Source organism: Leclercia sp. TB492 (genome assembly GCF_049974505.2).
In the GTDB taxonomy this organism is placed as follows: domain Bacteria; phylum Pseudomonadota; class Gammaproteobacteria; order Enterobacterales; family Enterobacteriaceae; genus Enterobacter; species Enterobacter adecarboxylatus_C.
The window spans coordinates 3495527-3515479 of the sequence record NZ_CM127572.1 but is presented as its reverse complement, the minus strand read 5'-3'; the positions used below and the strand labels follow the sequence as shown (position 1 = coordinate 3515479).

Below are 19953 nucleotides of genomic sequence, written 5' to 3'. Positions count from 1 at the left end.
TTGGTTACTTAGCCGGCGAGTTGCTGGATGACGCGGCTACCAAAATAAGCCATTGTCAGGAGGCCTGCTCCCGCAACGTTGAACCAGACCACGCGGCGACCGCGCCAGCCTTCATGATAATGGCCCCATAACAGGACAATATAGACAAACCACGCGATGATGGAGAGTACGGCCTTATCGATATTCTCCATGCTGAAGAGATTGTGCATGTAAAACAGGCCGGTACTCAGCGTCAGCGTCAGCAGCACAACCCCGACCTGGGTGATGTGAAACATCTTGCGTTCGATGGTCATCAGCGGCGGCATCTCGTTACTGAAGACCAGCTTTTTGTTTTTGAGCTGGTAGTCAATCCAGGCCAGCTGGAGCGCGTACAGTGCGGCAATGATCAGCGTCGCATACGAGAACAGCGACAGGCCAATATGCACCATCATACCCGGCGTGGTTTCCAGATGGGTGATGAACTCATTCGGCACGAAAGTGGCAAAGGCGAGGTTGATCAGCGCAAAAGCGTAGACAATCGGCAACAACAGCCAGCCGCGGTTTTTCGAGGCCACGATGGTCATTACCGTACAGATCATCAGGCTGACCAGCGACCCGACGTTGAGCAGGCTCAGGTTTTGTCCGCTGCCGTCGCCCGGCAGAATGCGCGCTTCGAGCGCAAAGGCGTGACTTATCAACGCGATGACAGCCGACAAAATAGCCATTCGCCGCCAGCCGCTGTTTTTTTGTAGCAGGCCAGGGATAATCAGCGCGAGGCTGACAGAGTACGCCACAAGAGCGATCAGTGCGAAAACAGGCATATAGGTGTCGACAGTTGTCCTGATGAGAAAGAGAGGCAGTATAACGTTACGTGAGGCGTGCTCCAACCGTTGCATAACAACAAAGGCGCCTTCATGTTATACTGCGGCAAAATTCTGTGTACGTGTCGCGCCAGCGACCTAACGTTTCTACCCCAGGCGAGAGACAATGTTTGATAATTTAACCGATCGTTTGTCGCGCACGCTGCGCAACATCAGCGGCCGTGGACGCCTTACTGAAGACAATATTAAAGAGACGCTGCGTGAAGTGCGCATGGCGCTGCTTGAAGCAGACGTTGCGTTGCCGGTCGTGCGTGACTTTATCAACCGCGTTAAAGAAAAAGCGGTTGGTCATGAAGTCAACAAGAGCCTGACCCCGGGTCAGGAGTTCGTCAAAATCGTTCGGAACGAACTGGTTTCGGCGATGGGCGAAGAGAACCAGAGCCTGAACCTGGCGGCGCAACCGCCAGCGGTAGTGCTGATGGCCGGTCTGCAGGGTGCGGGTAAAACCACCAGCGTCGCTAAGCTGGGTAAATTCCTGCGCGAAAAGCACAAGAAGAAAGTGCTGGTCGTCTCTGCCGACGTCTATCGCCCGGCGGCGATCAGACAGCTGGAGACCCTGGCTGAACAGGTTAGCGTCGACTTCTTCCCGTCTGACGTGTCGCAGAAGCCGATCGATATCGTTAACGCGGCGCTGAAAGAAGCGAAGCTGAAGTTTTTCGACGTGCTGCTGGTGGATACCGCCGGTCGTCTGCACGTTGACGAAGCGATGATGGACGAAATCAAACAGGTTCATGCCGCGATCAATCCGGTAGAAACCCTGTTCGTCGTCGATGCCATGACCGGTCAGGATGCGGCAAACACCGCGAAAGCGTTTAATGAAGCGCTGCCGTTAACCGGTGTGGTACTGACCAAAGTGGACGGTGACGCCCGCGGCGGTGCGGCACTCTCTATTCGTCATATCACCGGCAAGCCAATCAAGTTCCTCGGCGTCGGCGAGAAGACCGAAGCGCTGGAGCCGTTCCACCCGGATCGTATCGCTTCCCGTATTCTCGGCATGGGCGACGTGCTGTCGCTGATCGAAGATATCGAGAGCAAGGTTGACCGCGCGCAGGCCGAGAAGCTCGCCACCAAACTGAAAAAAGGCGACGGTTTCGATCTGACCGACTTCCTGGAGCAGCTGCGCCAGATGAAGAACATGGGCGGTATGGCGAGCCTGATGGGCAAGCTGCCGGGCATGGGTCAAATCCCGGACAACGTCAAATCGCAAATGGATGACAAAGTGCTGGTGCGTATGGAAGCGATCATCAACTCGATGACGCTGAAAGAGCGTGCCAAGCCGGAAATCATTAAAGGCTCCCGTAAGCGCCGTATCGCGGCAGGCTGCGGGATGCAGGTTCAGGACGTTAACCGCCTTCTGAAGCAGTTCGACGACATGCAGCGCATGATGAAGAAGATGAAGAAGGGCGGGATGGCCAAAATGATGCGTGGGATGAAAGGCATGATGCCACCGGGATTCCCTGGCAGATAAATCGTGTTTAATGCTCAGCATCAAGATGCTGATTGCATTTTCCCCAGAAATCAGTAAAATTTTCGGGCTTTTAATATGACACCGGGCTCCTTCCCTCGATGGGGCCCGGTGTTTTATTCACACAAGAGGATGTTATGGTAACTATTCGTTTAGCACGTCACGGCGCGAAAAAGCGTCCGTTCTACCAGGTTGTTGTTACTGACAGCCGTAATGCACGCAACGGTCGCTTCATTGAGCGCGTTGGTTTCTTCAACCCACTGGCCGCTGGCGCAGAAGAAGAAACCCGTCTGGATCTGGATCGTATCGCTCACTGGGTTGGCCAGGGCGCTACCGTTTCCGATCGCGTTGCTACGCTGATCAAAGCAGCAAACAAAGCAGCTTAATCTGTCACGGTGGTCATGATGAGCAAAAAAGCACCTGTTGAACCGATCGTATTGGGCAAAATGGGTTCTTGCTACGGTATCCGTGGTTGGCTCAGAGTGTTTTCCTCCACCGAAGACGCCGAAAGCATTTTTGACTATCAGCCCTGGTTTATCCAGAAGGCGGGTCAGTGGCAAGAGGTCGAGCTGGAAAGCTGGCGTCACCACAATCAGGACATCGTTATCAAGCTGAAAGGCATTGACGATCGCGATGCCGCGAATGCACTGACTAATTGTGAAATTGTCGTGGATTCGTCGCAGTTGCCTGAACTGGAAGAGGGCTACTACTGGAAAGACCTTATTGGTTGCCAGGTAGTGACTACTGAAGGTTACGGTCTGGGGAAAGTCATCGATATGATGGAAACCGGATCCAATGACGTTCTCGTCATTAAGGCAAACCTGAAAGATGCGTTTGGCATCAAGGAGCGGCTGGTTCCGTTCCTCGATGGGCAGGTTATCAAGAAAGTCGATCTCGCTACTCGTACTATCGAAGTAGATTGGGATCCTGGTTTTTAAATTCTCCTGAAAACGGTAAAAGACGGCGCTATGTGGATTGGCATTATTAGCCTGTTTCCTGAAATGTTCCGCGCGATTACTGATTACGGGGTAACTGGCCGGGCAGTAAAAAATGGCCTGCTGAGCATCGAGAGCTGGAGTCCACGTGACTTCACTCATGACCGGCACCGTACCGTGGACGAACGTCCTTACGGCGGCGGACCGGGGATGCTTATGATGGTACAACCCTTACGGGATGCCATTGCAGCAGCAAAAGCCGCGGCAGGTGAAGGCGCAAAGGTGATTTATCTGTCACCTCAGGGACGCAAGCTTGATCAAGTGGGCGTCAGCGAACTGGCAACGAATCAGAAATTGATTCTGGTGTGCGGTCGCTACGAAGGGATAGATGAGCGCGTAATTCAAACCGAGATTGACGAAGAATGGTCTATCGGCGATTACGTTCTCAGCGGTGGTGAGTTACCGGCAATGACGCTGATTGACTCCGTTTCCCGGTTCATTCCGGGGGTACTGGGCCATGAAGCATCAGCAACAGAAGACTCTTTTGCTGATGGACTGCTGGACTGCCCACACTATACCCGTCCTGAAGTGTTAGAAGGGATGGAGGTTCCGCCGGTATTACTGTCGGGAAACCATGCCGAGATTCGTCGCTGGCGCCTGAAGCAGTCGCTGGGCCGTACCTGGCTTAGAAGACCTGAACTTCTGGAAAACCTGGCTCTGACTGAAGAGCAAGCAAAGTTGCTGGCCGAGTTCAAAAAAGAACACGCGCACCAGCAGCAGAAACATGATGGGATGGCCTGAGGCCCCCGAATATCAGTTTACCCAGGATAAGAGATTAAATTATGAGCAACATTATTAAGCAACTTGAACAAGAGCAGATGAAGCAGGACGTACCTTCCTTCCGTCCGGGTGATACCGTGGAAGTGAAAGTATGGGTTGTTGAAGGTTCCAAAAAACGTCTGCAGGCATTCGAGGGCGTGGTTATCGCTATTCGTAACCGCGGTCTGCACTCTGCATTCACTGTTCGTAAAATTTCCAACGGCGAAGGCGTTGAGCGTGTCTTCCAGACTCACTCTCCGGTAGTTGACAGCATTGCTGTTAAACGTCGTGGTGCTGTACGTAAAGCTAAACTGTACTACCTGCGTGAGCGTACTGGTAAGTCTGCTCGTATTAAAGAGCGTCTGAACTAAGATTCGCTTAAGCGACATCCTGTAAAAAGGGCTGGCCGAAAGGCTGGCCCTTTTTTTATCTCTCTGTGCTCTGCACGTTAACGTATCCGTCATAAATCGTTTACAATGCCCCGCTCTGACGGAGGGGAAGTGACGACTAAACAGCATCAGGCACAGTGGCAACGTATCGCGGCAGGTCTCGCGTTATTTGCGATCCTGATGATCGTCTTCGCGCCGCTGGTCTCTGTCTCGTTGCAAAAAGATCCCATGAGCGCGATGCCCGGCATGCATCATGACATGAGCATGATGGCGGAGCACCACCACGCACCGTCTGAAAGTGTGCCTGTCGACCATGCCGAAGCCTGCGGTTACTGCGTCCTGCTGGCCCACGTTCCGGGCGTCATCCTGGCGCTGGTGCTGCTGTTATGCGCAGTCTTACTCAGACAGCGCCTCACGCCGCCGCGACCCGCCGTACACCACTGGCATTTCTTCCCCTGGCTCTGTCCCGATACCCGCGCGCCGCCGCACCTGTCTGCTTAATCCATGTAAAAAAACGTGCACCCCGGTGTACCGATAACTTTTTGCCTTAAAAAGGGAAAGCATGACTACCTGCACTCCGCGCGCAGCATGGGGCCACCTGCTGCGTCGTCTTCACTTCTATATTGGTCTGTTTGTCGGGCCGTTTATCTTTATCGCCGCGCTCTCCGGGACGTTGTACGTCGCCACGCCGCAGCTGGAAAACGCGCTTTATCATCATGCGCTGTTCAGCGAGACCGGGGGCGCGATACGTCCTCTTGCTGAGCAAATTGCGGTAGCGGAAAAGGTCACCGGCGGGGAGCTACGGCTACAGGCGGTACGTCCGGGCCTGACATCAGGAGAAACCACCCGGGTGATGTACATTGACCCAGGGCTGAAAGCCTCGGAGAACCGGGCCATCTTCATCGATCCGGTCAGTCTGGAGGTGCGCGGGGATATGACCGTCTACGGCACCAGCGGTATCCTGCCGTTACGCCAGAAAATTGATTATCTGCACCAGTCTTTGCTGCTGGGGGATGTGGGGCGAATTTACAGCGAGCTGGCCGCGTCCTGGATGTGGATCGCCGCGCTGGGAGGGATTGCCCTGTGGTTCTATACCCGGCCAAAACGGCGCATCAATAACCGCTTCCAGAACCGCCGTCGTCTGCACGTTTCCCTCGGCTGGAGCCTGTTGCTGGGTATGCTGCTCTTCTCTGCGACCGGCCTGACCTGGTCCCAGTGGGCGGGCGGTAATGTGGATAAACTGCGGGCAGAGATGAACTGGCTCACGCCGCAGGTGAATACGCAGCTGCATGGCCCGGCGGAAGCCGCCGATCCGCATGCTGAGCACCACGGTCATCACATGACCATGCCGATGCCGGAGATGAAACCTGACCTGTCCCTGTATGACGGCGTGCTGCGGGCGGCAAATGCGGCGGGGATTAATGCCACGAAGCTGGAGATACGTCCGGCGAAGAGTGCCTCAACGGCGTGGACGGTGACGGAGATCGATCGCAGTTGGCCTACTCAGGTCGATGCGGTTGCCGTTGATCCCACTACCCTGAAGGTTATTGATCGCACCCGGTTTGGGGATTACCCGCTGATGGCTAAACTGACCCGCTGGGGCGTGGATTTCCATATGGGCGTGCTGTTTGGCCTGCCAAATCAGCTGGTGCTGATCGCCTTTGGTATCGCGCTGTGCGTCATGATTGTGTGGGGCTACCGGATGTGGTGGATGCGTCGGCCCCGGCAGACGGCAACGGATCCTGCGCAGACTCTGTGTCAGAGCTGGCTGGCGTTGCCGCTGGGGGGACGCGTGGTCTCTTTAACCATCAGCGTAGTACTGGGGCTCATAATGCCGGTAATGGGCTGTAGCCTGGCGCTGTTTGTGGTTATTGACTGGCTGCGCTGGCGCGCGGCAGTGCGTGTGTCTCTGACCGAATCGCGGGAATAACGCTTCAGGGCGTGCTGATCACCACCGCCACGCGGCGGTTTTCGGCACGTCCCTGGCCGGTTTTATTATCCGCGACAGGATATTGCTGACCCAGGCCCTGGGTCGTCAGATTACTGCGTGGAATAGTGGCACCCTGCGCCCAGGCATCGGCAACCACATTGGCCCGCTTCAGGGATAACGCTTTGTTGTAGCTCTCTTCACCGTAGTTATCGGTATGGCCGTCCATCCGGGCGTGTTTCAGGCCTGTCGCGGCAAGGCGCGCTGCCATGCTTTTAATCTGCTGCTCGCTTTCAGGCTGCAGCTTATACTCGTTTTTACCAAACAGGATCTTTGCCGAAAGACCAAGCGACCAGTCCCCGTTTATCTCATTAAAGCCGTAAGACTTCATGGTGGCGACCTGCTCAGCGGTAAATTTGCCCTGTGGCGTCTGGCATCCAGCCAGCAGCATTGATGCCATAAAGAGCGGTGCGACGTATCGCCTTAACATAATGTGTTCCTTTCTACGGTGTGATTTTTTGAACGTTGATGCTTCACCAGATACATATTCCGGTCGGCTTGCTCCAGTAAGGCTTCAACGGAGTGATGCTGCCAGCTCAGCGCGAAGCCAATACTGAGCGACATTCGGGAGGAGAACCCGTTGTGCAGGTCATAGGACGGGCTAAATTGTTGCGTCAGCGCGGCGCAGAGACGCAGCACTTCGTGTTCTGAATGGACGCCATACAGAATGATGGCAAACTCATCCCCACCCAGACGGTAAGATTGATGTTGTTCGCCGCCAAACTCGACCATTCTGCGGGCTACTTCAATCAGTACACAATCGCCTGCGGCATGGCCCCAGGTATCGTTAATACGCTTAAAGTCATCTCCGTCCAGGAAGAGCAGAGCGGAGTTGGTCCGCGCGGAGGAATCACTCATCAGCGCGGCGATGCGGGTGCGAAAAGCGGCCCGGTTAGCCAGTCCGGTGAGCGGATCGTGCATGGCGGTGCGCATCAGCTGGGCGTTTTTAGCCTGCAACTTTAGCTGCCACTCTTCCATTTCATCCAGCAGGCTGTTGAAGTCCTGACCGAAGCGATGAAATTCATCAATGCGCTCCTCGGATACCCGGCGGGAGAAGTTCCGGTTTGTACGTACGTCATGCACCACATCGGTAATGTTTTGCAGGGCGGTCACCACGCCATTGTGCAGTGCACGGGTGATGGTTATTGCCACCAGGGAGGCAAACAGAAGACAGCCGGTTAATACCGCCAGCGAGGTCCAGAGAAAGTGGCCGATCAGGCTATCCCGTGCGGTGAGATGTAACTCGCCGATCGGTAAGTTGTTGTGCCAGATGCGCTGTCTGATGGGATGGGGGAATAACCACTGGCTGGCCAACTGGCTGAGCGGATCCGCTTTGTCGTTCGGCCCCATCGACCAGCTGGCAAAGCGATGATCGTAGCGATCCAGCAGTTCCGCTGCTGAGAACTGCCCTTGCTTGCCAAGAGAGGCCAGCGCTTCGTTAGCAGCGGTAGCATCATTGAAGACCAGCGCTGCCTCCAGACTGCGGCTCATGGTGGCGCTGGTTAATTCAAGGTTGCGTTGCGCATACTGTTTCAGCGTCACCACAGAAGCAATGCACAATAATAACCAGATGAGCGTCATAGTAATTAGGACGCTAATTATACTGATGCGCCGCAGAGTCCTTTTGAAAGTTGGACGCGGCGCTGAAGTAATTTCCTTATTCATGCTTAGTATTCCGTGCGAGCATTAACACATCAGGATTAACTCTGACTCCGCTGCGCGACAGCATATCCAGATTGACGGAAAATCTTACTCTGGCGCTGTCTATTATCAGGCAGAAAGCACTACCTATAAGGCACTGCGGGTTTTGCTCCGCAATTAATAGTAACGGTCTGGCATGAAACGCCTGACTTAATTCAAGCTGGTGGGTCGGGGATTCGCTGCCAAAATAGAGCGCGTGACATTCTGCACTCAATGCTTCCTGGTCGTCATGAATAATGACCGGGGTGTAGGGCAGCGCGTCCGGACCATCGGCACTGAGCGCCTCAACATAATGGGAGGAGGCGAAAATACACAGGTTCGGCTTGCCGGAAAGCGCAGGCCAACGGGTGTAACTGACGATCCCGGAGACAATAGAACGTACCGATTTATCCGTTTCGGATAAGGTTCCGCCAATAGCGAGTCCACAGGGCATTGATAACATCAGTACTAATGCCGCACGGTGCCACGAGATAAGAAAAAAGTTACACACCAGAATCCGCCATACCACTCTGGAAATAGTAGTCCTTGAGTTTCGCTGGCAGATTACCATTTTTTGCCCGTACAGTCATTATGCCAAAAGCATATTCAGGTACTTAAGTAAAATCTCACGCTCTTAATTAACAGAAATGGCGTTGACAGAATTAATTTAAACGGTTGGCTTTTGTTCCTTCATTCATTCCCTGTTGCCAGGCGGTGCGAAGGGTGGTCGCGTTTTCCGCGGTGTCACAGCTGGCGGGGAATATTCGGCCAGCTAATCCCCAGGCGTAAACAAAATTTTCCTGACATATTTTCTGTTGGCCGTCTTTATATCCGCTGAGATAGTCAGGGCGATCCACTTTAGGGTCGTTAAAATTAGCGGCAAGGGTTTCATTGGATTTTACCCCCACGCCATTCATGGCGTCTTCTTTACCGGCATCATACCAGTCGGTTCCCGTCCAGTGGGGCTGATGGGTATAAGGATCGATCTGACAGGCGGTTAAAAACAGGCACAGTAGCGGGGTGACAATCAGGCGCATAAGACATTCTCCCTTTTTCATTGAGCATAGCCTGGCGGCAAGAATGCAGACTGTAATTTTTACGTTACATGATAATTGAATGTTTTTTGCTTTAAAGTGGGTGATGTAAAGTATTATTTACGTATTTTGGATTGAAATCTTTACTTGGTGTGGTATCGTTGGGCTTCCTCATCGAGGAAACAACTATCGCAAACGAGCTTCCAGGATCGCAATCATGCAAAAAGACGCGCTGAATAACGTACATATTAGTGATGAACATGTTCTGATCACCCCGGATCAACTGAAAGCGGAATTCCCGCTGAGCGTTGAGCAAGAGGCGCAAATTGCGCACTCCCGCCAGACCATCTCCGACATTATTGCCGGGCGCGATCCGCGTCTGCTGGTGGTATGTGGTCCGTGCTCCATCCATGATCCAGAAACTGCCATCGAATATGCGCACCGTTTTAAAGCCCTGGCCGAGGAGGTCAGCGATAGCCTCTACCTGGTCATGCGCGTCTATTTTGAAAAACCTCGCACCACCGTCGGCTGGAAAGGGTTAATTAACGATCCGCACATGGATGGCTCGTTTGATGTGGAAGCTGGCCTGAAGATTGCGCGTAATCTTCTGGTGGAGCTGGTTAACATGGGGCTGCCGCTGGCAACTGAAGCGCTGGATCCGAACAGCCCGCAATATCTGGGCGATCTGTTCAGCTGGTCCGCCATTGGCGCGCGTACCACTGAATCGCAGACGCACCGTGAGATGGCCTCAGGCCTCTCCATGCCGGTCGGCTTCAAAAACGGTACCGACGGTAGCCTGGCAACAGCTATCAACGCCATGCGTGCCGCAGCGATGCCGCACCGTTTTGTCGGCATCAACCAGGCCGGCCAGGTCTGTCTGCTGCAGACCCAGGGCAACCCGGATGGCCATGTCATTCTGCGCGGCGGCAAGGCGCCAAACTACAGCCCGGCAGATGTGGCCCAGTGTGAAAAAGAGATGGAACAGGCAGGACTGCGCCCGGCACTGATGGTAGATTGCAGTCATGGTAATTCGAATAAAGATTACCGTCGTCAGCCGGCGGTGGCGGAATCCGTCGTCGCGCAGATTAAAGATGGCAACCGTTCGATTATTGGCCTGATGATTGAAAGCAATATCCATGAAGGCAATCAGTCATCCGAACAGCCGCGCAGCGCCATGAAGCATGGAGTTTCCGTCACCGATGCCTGCATTAGCTGGGAAACCACCGACGCGCTGCTGCGTGAGATCCACAAAGATTTGAATGGCCAGCTGGCGACGCGTCTGGCTTAAGAGGTTTGTTATGGTTGCTGAATTGACCGCTTTGCGCGATCAAATTGACGAGGTGGATAAGGCGCTGCTGGATTTGCTGGCGCGCCGCATGGCACTGGTTGCTGAAGTTGGCGAAGTGAAAAGTAAATACGGTTTACCGATTTACGTACCGGAGCGTGAAGCCTCCATGCTGGCATCCCGACGCAAAGAGGCCCAGGCGCTGGGTGTCTCGCCGGATCTGATTGAGGATGTGCTGCGCCGCGTGATGCGAGAGTCCTACTCAAGCGAAAACGACAAAGGCTTTAAAACCCTTTGTCCGACGCTGCGCCCGGTGGTGATTGTTGGGGGCGGTGGGCAGATGGGGCGTCTGTTTGAGAAGATGCTGACGCTCTCTGGCTACCAGGTGCGCATCCTCGAAAAAGAGGACTGGGCGCGGGCGCAGACGATGGTTGCCGATGCGGGTATGGTCATTGTCAGCGTGCCGATCCACGTCACCGAAGAGATTATTGCCAAACTGCCACCGCTGCCGGAAGACTGCATTCTGGTCGATCTGGCCTCGGTGAAGAATGGCCCACTGCAGGCGATGCTGGCCGCGCATAATGGCCCGGTGCTCGGGCTCCACCCGATGTTCGGCCCGGACAGCGGCAGTCTGGCGAAGCAGGTAGTCGTCTACTGCGATGGTCGTCAGCCTGAAGCCTACCAGTGGTTCCTGGAGCAGATACAGGTGTGGGGCGCGCGGTTGCACCGGATCAGCGCCGTCGAACATGACCAGAACATGGCCTTTATCCAGGCGCTGCGCCACTTCGCGACCTTCGCGTATGGCCTGCATCTGGCGGAAGAGAATGTTCAGCTTGAGCAGTTGCTGTCGCTGTCTTCACCTATCTATCGCCTCGAACTGGCGATGGTCGGTCGACTGTTTGCCCAGGATCCGCAGCTGTATGCAGATATTATTATGTCTTCGGGCAATAACCTGGCACTGATCAAGCGTTACTACCAGCGTTTTGGTGAGGCGATCACTCTGCTGGAGCACGGCGATAAACAGGCGTTTATCGACAGCTTCCGTAAGGTTGAACACTGGTTTGGCGATTATGCCCAGCGCTTCCAGAGCGAGAGTCGCATTCTGCTGCGGCAGGCGAATGACAGTCGCCAGTAATCTGATGATGTATATACTGAAAGCCAGCACTGCTGGCTTTTTTTATTTTGGGGATCTGTCATGGCTGAACCACGCGTTTTGTTTGACTATACGGGGCACTTACCGGAGTGCCCGACCTGGAGCGAAGTGGAAAGCGCCCTTTACTGGGCGGATATTCTGGAAGGTGAGATCCATCGCTATCACCTCTCCACGGGTGAACATACGGTTTTATCCTTCCACGAAGAGGTAGGTTGCTTCGCATTGCGCGAGGGCGGGGGATTTATCGTCGCCATGCGCACGGGCATCTGGCTGGCGGACAAGCATGGCCTGCTGCAACGGAAAGTCTGTGATAATCCGTCGAACCCGCAGCTGGCGCGTTTTAATGACGGGGGAACCGATCATTTTGGCCGCTTCTACGCGGGCACCTTCTGGGCACCGGGGGACTACAACGGCGCCCTGCTGATGCGGATCGACAATGACCTGACGCCGGAGGTCATCCAGTGTGATATCCACGGGCATAACGGTCTGGCCTTCAGTGACGACAAGCGCTGGATGTATACCTCCGATACCCCTAATGCGGTGATCTACCGCACGCCGCTGGATGAGCAGGGCGAGCCGGGTAAACGGGAAGTTTTTCGTCGGTTCCAGCCGGGGGAGGGGATCCCGGATGGTGCGGCAGTGGATGTGGAAGGCTGTTACTGGAGCGCACTGTTTGACGGCTGGCGTATCGCACGCTTTTCACCGCAGGGTGAACAGCTGGAAGAGTATCGGTTGCCGGTGCGCTGTCCAACGATGGTCTGTTTCGGTGGTGATGATATGCAGACGCTGTTTATCACCACCACCCGTGAGAACATGGAGCCGCAGGAAGTGGCGGCATATCCTTTGTCGGGCGCCATTTTCACCCTGCCCGTCAGCGTGGCAGGGGTGAAGAAAGGGCCATTTATTGCGCGTTAAACCGGATCAACCGGGACCACGTTTTCGCTCGGATAGCAGCCCAGCACCTTCATCGAACGGGTGATCTCACCCAATTCACGCAGGGCTTTCTGCAGGGATGCAGATTCCAGGTTGGCCTGGATATCGAGATAAAACATCTCTTCCCACGGGTTGCCGTGAATCGGGCGCGATTCCAGTTTGGTCATGATCAGATTGTGATTGCGCAGCACCAGCAGGGCTTCTACCAGCGCACCGGCCTGCTGACCGGTCGCCATCAGCAGAGTGGTTTTGGCCGGAACCTGATCGGAGACGTTTATCGCCTTACGCGCCAGCACGATGAAGCGGGTAATGTTTTGCGTCTGGTTTGCCAGGTTACGCTCCAGCACCTGTAAACCATACAGCGCGCCGCCCGCTTCGCTGCCCAGCGCGGCCACTGTATGGGAGTTGGCCTGCGCGACCTTTTCCATGGCCGCCGAGGTGCTCTCGGTATACTCAATTTTCCAGCCCGGATAACGGTTCAGGAACTGACTGCACTGCTGGAAAGGTTGCGGGTGGCTATAGACCGTCTCGATTTTGTCGAGGTCGGTGGTGCCGGAAACCAGCACGCAGTGGTCGATAGGGATCGTCATCTCGCCAACCAGCGACAGGGTCGTGTGCTGGAGCAAATCGTAAACGTCATTGATCGCGCCGGAACTGGTATTCTCGATCGGCACGACGGCGTAATCCGCTTGTCCGGTTTCCACCTGGTTGAAGATATCCGCGAACTTCGCGCAGCCGCTCTCAATAAACTCTTCGAAGTGACGGGCCGCATACTGACGTGCGGCGAGGTGGGAATAGGACCCTTTCGGCCCCAGGAAGGCAATTCGCGCCGAGTGCGGGTTGGTCTTGTTCAGGTGCTGTTGCAGCAATGCCTGCTGCGTCAGAACGGAATCTTCAATGATCAGCTGGAACAGGCGGGTGATGTAATGCGCATCCAGATGGTGCGTTTTGCCAAGGTTAATCAGGCGTTCCAGCAGATCGCGCTCCCGATCGATATCGCGTACCGGACGATGCGACGCCAGCTTTGCCTTTCCTACCTCAACGGCCAGCGCACGGCGTTCGGCCAGCAATGAAAGTAACTTTTCATCCAGAGCGCTGATCTTGTCTCGCAGATCCAGTAATGGGTTTTCCGGTGTCATAGCGTTGCCTTAATCATATTATCGTTATCAATAAAAAAGGCCCCCCGGTATGGGAGGCCTTGTTGTTCGTCTTCGCATTCTTTATCACACGACGAAACGCCTCCCAATCAGGGGAAGGTAAAAAAGAATGCGAAGAAAAACGGCTTAACGGTCATGAATGATTCCTTCAGAAGACAGACTTAAAGTACCCGTACTGTTTTCACCCTGTCAATAAAAAACAAAAAACGCGCCCGAAGGCGCGTTGGCGATAGACTCAATGTAAAGGATTATTCATCTTCAGCTTCAACTTCTTCTGCGAAGCTAGCGTCTTTCACCGATGTTGTGGCGCGACGGGCTTCACCTTTGTGTTGCACTTTATTGAGCTGCCGTTCCAGCTTGTTAATCAAATCGTTGATTGCGGTGTACATATCCTCATGTTTCGCGCTGGCGACCAGGTGGCCGTTTGGAGTATTGATAGTTGCGTCAGCGATGAAACCTTGTGGCTCCTTAGAGAGAATGATATGCGGGTTAATCAAGTGTGTTTGCCATTTATCCAGTTTGGCGAGACGGTCTGCGACGTGCTGGCGGATTGCCGGAGTAATTTCCATTTGTTTACTGGTAATGTTCATTGTCATAAATTTTACCTCTTGTCTTTCCCGTCTTGGTGATTCCAGCATACCGTTCTCAATGTCAATTTGTGTGATCCAAATCACATTTTAATGTCCATTTTTGTCAACGGATTCTTTTTGTGAGGCAGGACAGGAAGAAGTAAGTTTTACCTTGTCGCCGGAAGAAATTGCGGCCATAGTTGATAGGATTGGTGCGGGCTAAACCGCTTCAGCTTAGTCCGAAAATGGATAAAAAAACGGCAGCCCCTGGGCTGCCGTTTTGCATCTTACTGAAGGATCAGGAGCTGCTGCTGTTAGCGGCAATGATCTTCGCGACTTTGTCAGCCTGGGAATTCATCTGCAGTTCACGATAAGCATTTTCCATCAGCTTCAGGCCATCACGCGTTGCCTGAGTATCAGGATAATCACGCAGCATGCCTTCAACACGGTTCACTACGGCAACGTATGCGCCACGGCGGGTATAGTATTCCGCAACAGAGTATTCGTATTTCGCCAGACGGTCTTTCAGGAACACCAGACGCTTGCTGGCATCCGTCACGTACTGGCTGTTCGGATAGCCGCGTACCAGTTTGGAGAAGTCATTGAACGCATCGCGGGCGTGCTGAGGATCGCGGTCTGAACGGTCAACCCCAAAGAAGCCCTGCAGAGCGCTGTCGTCCAGCGCCATGTTGGTCAGGCCGCGCATATACATGACGTAATCAATATTGGGATGAGTCGGGTTCAGACGCATGAAGCGATCAATCGTCGCCTGGGCCAGTGGCAGATCGGCATTTTTATAGTAGGCGTAGATCAGATCCAACTGTACCTGCTGGGAATACGGGCCAAATGGATAACGATTATCCAGCGCTTCCAGTTGCGTTATCGCCTGTTTCCAGTTACCGTCCTGCAGCTTTTGCTGAGCAGTCGCATAGATTTCATTCGGCGGATTGTCAGGGACCTGTTCATTCGAACCGGAGCAGCCCACCAAAGCCAGGCTCAACGTGGCCGCTGCCACCAGATATTTCATGCGCGTCATGACGTTTTGACTTTCCTCAAATGTTTGTCCGGGAGAATCTCTTTCCTGCTCCCGATTAAGACCAGCTACAATAGCACACTATATTAAACGGCAAAGCCGTAAAACCCAACGTTAAACGAAGAAGCAGTCTATGGCACAACGAGTAGAACTCACCGCAACAGTCTCCGAAAAACAGCTCGGACAACGCTTAGATCAGGCTTTGGCCGAAATGTTCCCTGATTATTCGCGTTCACGTATAAAAGAATGGATTCTTGACCAGCGCGTGCTGGTAAACGGCAAGATCTGGGACAAGCCAAAAGAGAAAGTGTTGGGTGGGGAAGTGGTCGCCATCAATGCTGACATCGAAGAAGAAGTCCGTTTCGAACCTCAGGATATCCCGCTGAATATCGTCTACGAAGATGACGACATTCTGGTGATCAACAAGCCACGTGACTTTGTTGTACACCCTGGCGCAGGCAACCCTGATGGCACAGTGCTGAATGCGCTGCTGCACTATTATCCGCCAATCGCTGACGTCCCGCGTGCCGGGATTGTTCACCGTCTGGATAAAGACACCACCGGTCTGATGGTCGTTGCGAAGACCATTCCGGCGCAAACGCGTCTGGTTGAGTCACTGCAGCTGCGTGAAATTACCCGTGAGTACGAAGCAGTCGCGATTGGTCATATGACCTCTGGCGGCACGGTAGAACAGCCTATCAGCCGCCATCCAACCAAGCGTACCCATATGTCCGTTCATCCGATGGGCAAACCGGCGGTCACGCACTATCGCATCATGGAACATTTCCGCATTCATACGCGCCTGCGTCTGCGTCTGGAAACCGGCCGTACTCACCAGATCCGTGTGCATATGTCGCACATCACCCATCCGCTGGTGGGCGATCAGCTGTACGGTGGCCGTCCGCGTCCCCCGAAAGGGGCATCCGAGGAATTTATCGCCATGCTGCGTAAATTCGATCGTCAGGCTCTGCATGCGACCATGCTGCGTCTCTATCATCCGATCACCGGCATTGAGATGGAGTGGCATGCGCCAATCCCACAGGACATGGTGGATCTTATCGACGCCATGCGCGCCGATTTTGAAGAGCATAAGGACGACGTGGACTGGTTATGACCAAACTGATTGTCCCGGAGTGGCCAGCGCCAGAAGGCGTAGCGGCCTGCAGTTCCACCCGCATAGGTGGCGTGAGTGAGGGAGCCTGGGAGTCATTAAACCTGGGCGCGCACTGTGGCGATAATCTCAATCATGTGGAAGAGAATCGTAAGCGGTTGTTTGCAGCAGGGCAGTTGCCGTCGAAACCGGTCTGGCTTGAGCAGGTTCATGGTACGGCTGTTCTCGGTCTTACCGGCGAACCCTATGCCTCGAAACGCGCCGATGCCTCTTACAGCAATACTCCGGGTACAGTCTGCGCCGTTATGACCGCCGATTGCCTGCCGGTACTTTTCTGCAACCGTGCAGGCACCGAAGTGGCTGCCGCCCATGCGGGCTGGCGTGGATTGTGTGCCGGCGTGCTGGAAGAGACCGTTGCCTGTTTTGCTGACAGCGCGGATAACATTCTCGCCTGGCTCGGCCCGGCGATTGGCCCGCAGGCCTTTGAAGTGGGTCCGGAAGTTCGTGAGGCCTTTATGGCGCATGACCCGCAGGCGGAGAGTGCTTTTTGTCCGGCGGGGGAGAAGTACATGGCGGATATTTATCAGCTTGCCCGTCAACGCCTGACCCATCTCGGTATCAGCCAGATCTATGGCGGCGATCGCTGCACTTTCACCGAAAAGGGTGATTTCTTTTCCTGGCGCCGCGACAAGACGACCGGGCGTATGGCAAGTTTCATTTGGCTGATATAACCTATAGAATCAAGACGATCCGGTACGCGCCGTTTTCTTTTCGCATAATTCAGGTCATTCACCTTGAATAATTGAGGGATGACCTCATTTAATCTCCAGTAGCAATTTTGACCTGTTATGGGAGGAGTTATGCGTCTGGATCGTCTTACTAATAAATTCCAGCTTGCTCTCGCTGATGCCCAGTCACTCGCACTGGGGCACGACAACCAATTTATCGAACCTCTTCATCTCATGAGCGCCTTACTGAATCAGGAAGGGGGATCGGTTCGTCCTTTACTCACGTCTGCCGGCGTTAATGCGGGCCAGTTACGTACCGCCATCGATCAGGCATTAAGCCGTTTACCCCAGGTAGAGGGCACGGGCGGGGATGTACAACCGTCCCAGGATCTGGTTCGCGTATTAAACCTTTGTGACAAACTGGCGCAGAAACGCGGCGACAACTTTATTTCGTCAGAGCTCTTTGTTCTGGCGGCGCTTGAATCACGCGGCACCTTGACTGACCTGCTGAAAACGGCCGGCGCAACTACCGCCAACGTGACGCAGGCGATTGCACAGATGCGCGGAGGGGAAAACGTGAACGACCAGGGTGCTGAAGACCAGCGTCAGGCATTGAAGAAATATACGGTCGACCTGACCGAGCGCGCCGAGCAGGGCAAGCTTGACCCGGTCATTGGCCGTGACGAAGAGATCCGCCGTACGATTCAGGTCCTGCAGCGCCGGACCAAAAATAACCCTGTACTGATCGGTGAGCCGGGTGTCGGTAAAACCGCCATTGTTGAAGGGCTGGCGCAGCGCATCGTTAATGGTGAAGTCCCGGAAGGTTTGAAAGGCCGTCGCGTGCTCGCGCTGGATATGGGCGCGCTGGTGGCGGGGGCAAAATACAGGGGCGAATTCGAAGAGCGCTTAAAAGGTGTACTCAACGACCTGGCGAAACAGGAAGGCAACGTCATTCTGTTTATTGACGAGCTGCACACCATGGTCGGTGCCGGTAAAGCGGACGGCGCCATGGATGCCGGGAACATGCTGAAACCAGCGCTGGCACGCGGTGAGCTGCACTGTGTCGGGGCCACCACGCTCGATGAGTATCGTCAGTACATTGAAAAAGATGCCGCACTGGAACGCCGCTTCCAGAAAGTGTTTGTGGCTGAACCGACAGTGGAAGACACCATCGCCATTCTGCGTGGTCTGAAAGAACGCTATGAGCTGCATCACCACGTGCAGATCACCGATCCGGCCATCGTGGCGGCAGCGACCTTGTCACATCGTTATATTGCTGACCGACAGCTACCGGACAAAGCGATCGACCTTATTGACGAAGCCGCTTCCAGCATTCGTATGCAGATTGACTCGAAACCGGAAGAGCTGGACAGGCTCGATCGGCGTATCATTCAGCTCAAGCTTGAACAGCAGGCGCTGAAGAAAGAGTCTGATGAGGCGAGTAAGAAGCGCCTGGATATGCTTAATGAAGAGCTGGAAGACAAAGAGCGTCAATATTCTGGCTTAGAAGAGGAGTGGAAGGCGGAGAAAGCCTCCCTTTCCGGTACTCAGACGATTAAAGCCGAGCTTGAGCAGGCGAAGATTGCCATCGAGCAGGCGCGTCGCGTGGGCGATCTGGCGCAGATGTCTGAGCTCCAGTACGGCAAAATTCCGGAGCTGGAAAAACAGCTGGCGGCGGCGACCCAGCTGGAAGGCAAAACCATGCGTCTGTTACGTAATAAAGTGACGGAAACAGAAATCGCCGACGTGCTGGCGCGCTGGACCGGTATTCCGGTCGCCAGAATGATGGAGAGCGAGCGCGACAAATTACTGCGTATGGAGGAAGACCTTCACCATCGGGTTATTGGCCAGGATGAAGCGGTGGAAGCGGTATCGAACGCCATTCGCCGTAGCCGTGCGGGTTTGTCCGATCCTAACCGTCCGATTGGCTCCTTCCTGTTCCTCGGGCCGACCGGGGTAGGTAAGACGGAGCTTTGTAAGGCGCTGGCAAACTTCATGTTCGACAGTGATGATGCAATGGTGCGCATTGACATGTCCGAGTTTATGGAAAAACATTCCGTGTCGCGTCTCGTAGGGGCACCTCCGGGCTATGTTGGTTATGAAGAGGGCGGGTATCTGACAGAAGCGGTTCGCCGTCGTCCGTATTCCGTTATCCTGCTGGATGAAGTTGAAAAGGCGCATCCGGATGTGTTCAACATCCTGCTGCAGGTGCTGGATGATGGTCGCCTGACGGACGGGCAGGGGAGAACGGTCGATTTCCGTAATACGGTCGTCATTATGACCTCGAACCTCGGTTCCGATCTGATTCAGGAACGCTTTGGTGAGCTGGATTATGGTCATATGAAGGATCTGGTGCTGGGCGTGGTGAGCCACAGCTTCCGTCCTGAGTTCATCAACCGTATCGATGAAGTGGTGGTCTTCCATCCGCTGGGTGAGAAACACATTGCCTCGATTGCCCGTATTCAGCTGCAACGTTTGTATAAACGTCTGGAAGAGCGTGGATATGAAATGCAAATTGCGGATGACGCGCTGCAGCTGCTGAGTGCGAACGGGTACGATCCGGTGTACGGCGCTCGTCCTTTAAAACGCGCTATTCAGCAACAGATAGAAAACCCGCTGGCTCAGCAAATCCTTTCCGGGAAGCTAATCCCGGGCAAAACGATACAGCTGATGAAAAAAGACGACCAGATTGTGGCAGTGCAGTAAGTCACAAAAAGGCAAAAACGAGCCCCCAGGGGCTCGTTTTTGTTTAAAAACCAGGCAAGAATACAGGTCTGGATACAGAGTTGCCTGGAAAGTGAGCGGTCAGTAAATA

At 54.3% G+C, this 19953-nt stretch carries 22 protein-coding genes and 1 other annotated feature; of the genes, 13 read left to right on the top strand and 9 right to left on the bottom strand.

Annotated features, from left to right (window positions below; all coding sequences use genetic code 11):
* Nucleotides 1–8: 8 nt before the first annotated feature.
* Entirely contained in the window at nt 9–800 is a 792-nt protein-coding gene (locus ACP4QI_RS16590; RefSeq protein ID WP_142486768.1) for a cytochrome C assembly family protein, read from the bottom strand.
* Between the two features lie 166 nt (nt 801–966).
* Between ACP4QI_RS16590 and ffh the strand changes: the two genes are divergently transcribed.
* The 7 genes from ffh (at nt 967) to ACP4QI_RS16555 (ending at nt 6398) form a co-directional block, all read left to right on the top strand.
* The gene (ffh, locus tag ACP4QI_RS16585) at nt 967–2328 is read left to right on the top strand and encodes a signal recognition particle protein (RefSeq protein ID WP_106994995.1); all 1362 of its coding nucleotides are present in this window, start codon (nt 967–969) and stop codon (nt 2326–2328) included.
* Nucleotides 2329–2462: 134 nt separating this feature from the next.
* A complete protein-coding gene (rpsP, locus tag ACP4QI_RS16580) occupies nt 2463–2711 on the top strand; it encodes a 30S ribosomal protein S16 (protein WP_003863133.1) in 249 nt (82 codons plus the stop codon).
* A 15-nt stretch (nt 2712–2726) separates the two neighbouring features.
* Nucleotides 2727–3263 carry a ribosome maturation factor RimM gene (gene rimM, locus ACP4QI_RS16575; protein WP_370462877.1) on the top strand — a complete coding sequence of 179 codons (537 nt, stop codon included), beginning with the start codon at nt 2727–2729 and terminating at the stop codon, nt 3261–3263.
* 30 nt (nt 3264–3293) lie between these two features.
* A complete protein-coding gene (gene trmD, locus ACP4QI_RS16570) occupies nt 3294–4061 on the top strand; it encodes a tRNA (guanosine(37)-N1)-methyltransferase TrmD (RefSeq protein WP_142486767.1) in 768 nt (255 codons plus the stop codon).
* Nucleotides 4062–4102: 41 nt separating this feature from the next.
* The gene (rplS, locus tag ACP4QI_RS16565) at nt 4103–4450 is read left to right on the top strand and encodes a 50S ribosomal protein L19 (RefSeq protein WP_002914145.1); all 348 of its coding nucleotides are present in this window, start codon (nt 4103–4105) and stop codon (nt 4448–4450) included.
* 105 nt (nt 4451–4555) lie between these two features.
* A complete protein-coding gene (locus tag ACP4QI_RS16560; protein ID WP_426495595.1) occupies nt 4556–4969 on the top strand; it encodes a DUF2946 domain-containing protein in 414 nt (137 codons plus the stop codon).
* 61 nt (nt 4970–5030) lie between these two features.
* Complete coding sequence (locus tag ACP4QI_RS16555; protein WP_426495594.1) at nt 5031–6398, top strand: PepSY-associated TM helix domain-containing protein; 1368 nt, start codon at nt 5031–5033, stop codon at nt 6396–6398.
* 4 nt (nt 6399–6402) lie between these two features.
* On the opposite strand, the gene ACP4QI_RS16550 is transcribed toward ACP4QI_RS16555, so the two are convergent.
* The 4 genes from ACP4QI_RS16550 to ACP4QI_RS16535 form a co-directional block, all read right to left on the bottom strand.
* Entirely contained in the window at nt 6403–6885 is a 483-nt protein-coding gene (locus ACP4QI_RS16550; protein ID WP_142486764.1) for an OmpA family protein, read from the bottom strand.
* Nucleotides 6879–8120, bottom strand: coding sequence for a diguanylate cyclase DgcN (gene dgcN / locus ACP4QI_RS16545; RefSeq protein ID WP_142486763.1), 1242 nt, complete (start codon nt 8118–8120; stop codon nt 6879–6881). Before dgcN ends, ACP4QI_RS16550 begins: the two co-directional genes overlap by 7 nt.
* Nucleotides 8113–8598 carry a YfiR family protein gene (locus tag ACP4QI_RS16540; RefSeq protein ID WP_426495726.1) on the bottom strand — a complete coding sequence of 162 codons (486 nt, stop codon included), beginning with the start codon at nt 8596–8598 and terminating at the stop codon, nt 8113–8115. The genes dgcN and ACP4QI_RS16540 overlap by 8 nt, the downstream gene beginning before the upstream one ends.
* 199 nt (nt 8599–8797) lie before the next feature.
* Nucleotides 8798–9172, bottom strand: coding sequence for a DUF2799 domain-containing protein (locus ACP4QI_RS16535; RefSeq protein WP_142486761.1), 375 nt, complete (start codon nt 9170–9172; stop codon nt 8798–8800).
* Nucleotides 9173–9386: 214 nt separating this feature from the next.
* Between ACP4QI_RS16535 and aroF the strand changes: the two genes are divergently transcribed.
* The 3 genes from aroF to ACP4QI_RS16520 are packed head-to-tail and all read left to right on the top strand — an operon-like array spanning nt 9387 to nt 12522.
* Complete coding sequence (aroF, locus tag ACP4QI_RS16530) at nt 9387–10457, top strand: 3-deoxy-7-phosphoheptulonate synthase AroF (protein WP_142486760.1); 1071 nt, start codon at nt 9387–9389, stop codon at nt 10455–10457.
* Between the two features lie 10 nt (nt 10458–10467).
* Nucleotides 10468–11589: a bifunctional chorismate mutase/prephenate dehydrogenase gene (tyrA, locus tag ACP4QI_RS16525; RefSeq protein ID WP_142486759.1), complete on the top strand. Its 1122-nt coding sequence runs from the start codon at nt 10468–10470 to the stop codon at nt 11587–11589.
* Between the two features lie 60 nt (nt 11590–11649).
* The gene (locus ACP4QI_RS16520; protein WP_285128375.1) at nt 11650–12522 is read left to right on the top strand and encodes an SMP-30/gluconolactonase/LRE family protein; all 873 of its coding nucleotides are present in this window, start codon (nt 11650–11652) and stop codon (nt 12520–12522) included.
* Here the strand turns inward: ACP4QI_RS16520 and pheA are convergent.
* The 4 genes from pheA to bamD form a co-directional block, all read right to left on the bottom strand.
* Nucleotides 12519–13679: a bifunctional chorismate mutase/prephenate dehydratase gene (pheA, locus tag ACP4QI_RS16515; RefSeq protein WP_426495593.1), complete on the bottom strand. Its 1161-nt coding sequence runs from the start codon at nt 13677–13679 to the stop codon at nt 12519–12521. The two genes, ACP4QI_RS16520 and pheA, sit on opposite strands and share 4 nt — an antisense overlap.
* Nucleotides 13680–13709: 30 nt before the next feature.
* Nucleotides 13710–13835: a sequence feature (Phe leader region), on the bottom strand.
* A complete protein-coding gene (locus tag ACP4QI_RS16510) occupies nt 13787–13834 on the bottom strand; it encodes a hypothetical protein (protein ID WP_193767862.1) in 48 nt (15 codons plus the stop codon). Its footprint overlaps the feature before it by 48 nt.
* Nucleotides 13836–13945: 110 nt before the next feature.
* Complete coding sequence (gene raiA / locus ACP4QI_RS16505; RefSeq protein WP_142486756.1) at nt 13946–14293, bottom strand: ribosome-associated translation inhibitor RaiA; 348 nt, start codon at nt 14291–14293, stop codon at nt 13946–13948.
* 271 nt (nt 14294–14564) lie between these two features.
* Nucleotides 14565–15302 carry an outer membrane protein assembly factor BamD gene (gene bamD, locus ACP4QI_RS16500; protein ID WP_142486755.1) on the bottom strand — a complete coding sequence of 246 codons (738 nt, stop codon included), beginning with the start codon at nt 15300–15302 and terminating at the stop codon, nt 14565–14567.
* 130 nt (nt 15303–15432) lie between these two features.
* On the opposite strand from bamD, the gene rluD reads away from it, so the two are divergent.
* The 3 genes from rluD to clpB all read left to right on the top strand — a co-directional run bounded on the left by rluD (nt 15433) and on the right by clpB (nt 19844).
* Nucleotides 15433–16413 carry a 23S rRNA pseudouridine(1911/1915/1917) synthase RluD gene (gene rluD / locus ACP4QI_RS16495; RefSeq protein WP_231313846.1) on the top strand — a complete coding sequence of 327 codons (981 nt, stop codon included), beginning with the start codon at nt 15433–15435 and terminating at the stop codon, nt 16411–16413.
* Nucleotides 16410–17141: a purine nucleoside phosphorylase YfiH gene (gene yfiH, locus ACP4QI_RS16490; RefSeq protein WP_307763998.1), complete on the top strand. Its 732-nt coding sequence runs from the start codon at nt 16410–16412 to the stop codon at nt 17139–17141. Before rluD ends, yfiH begins: the two co-directional genes overlap by 4 nt.
* Before the next feature lie 129 nt (nt 17142–17270).
* A complete protein-coding gene (gene clpB, locus ACP4QI_RS16485) occupies nt 17271–19844 on the top strand; it encodes an ATP-dependent chaperone ClpB (RefSeq protein ID WP_426495592.1) in 2574 nt (857 codons plus the stop codon).
* Nucleotides 19845–19953: the final 109 nt, after the last annotated feature.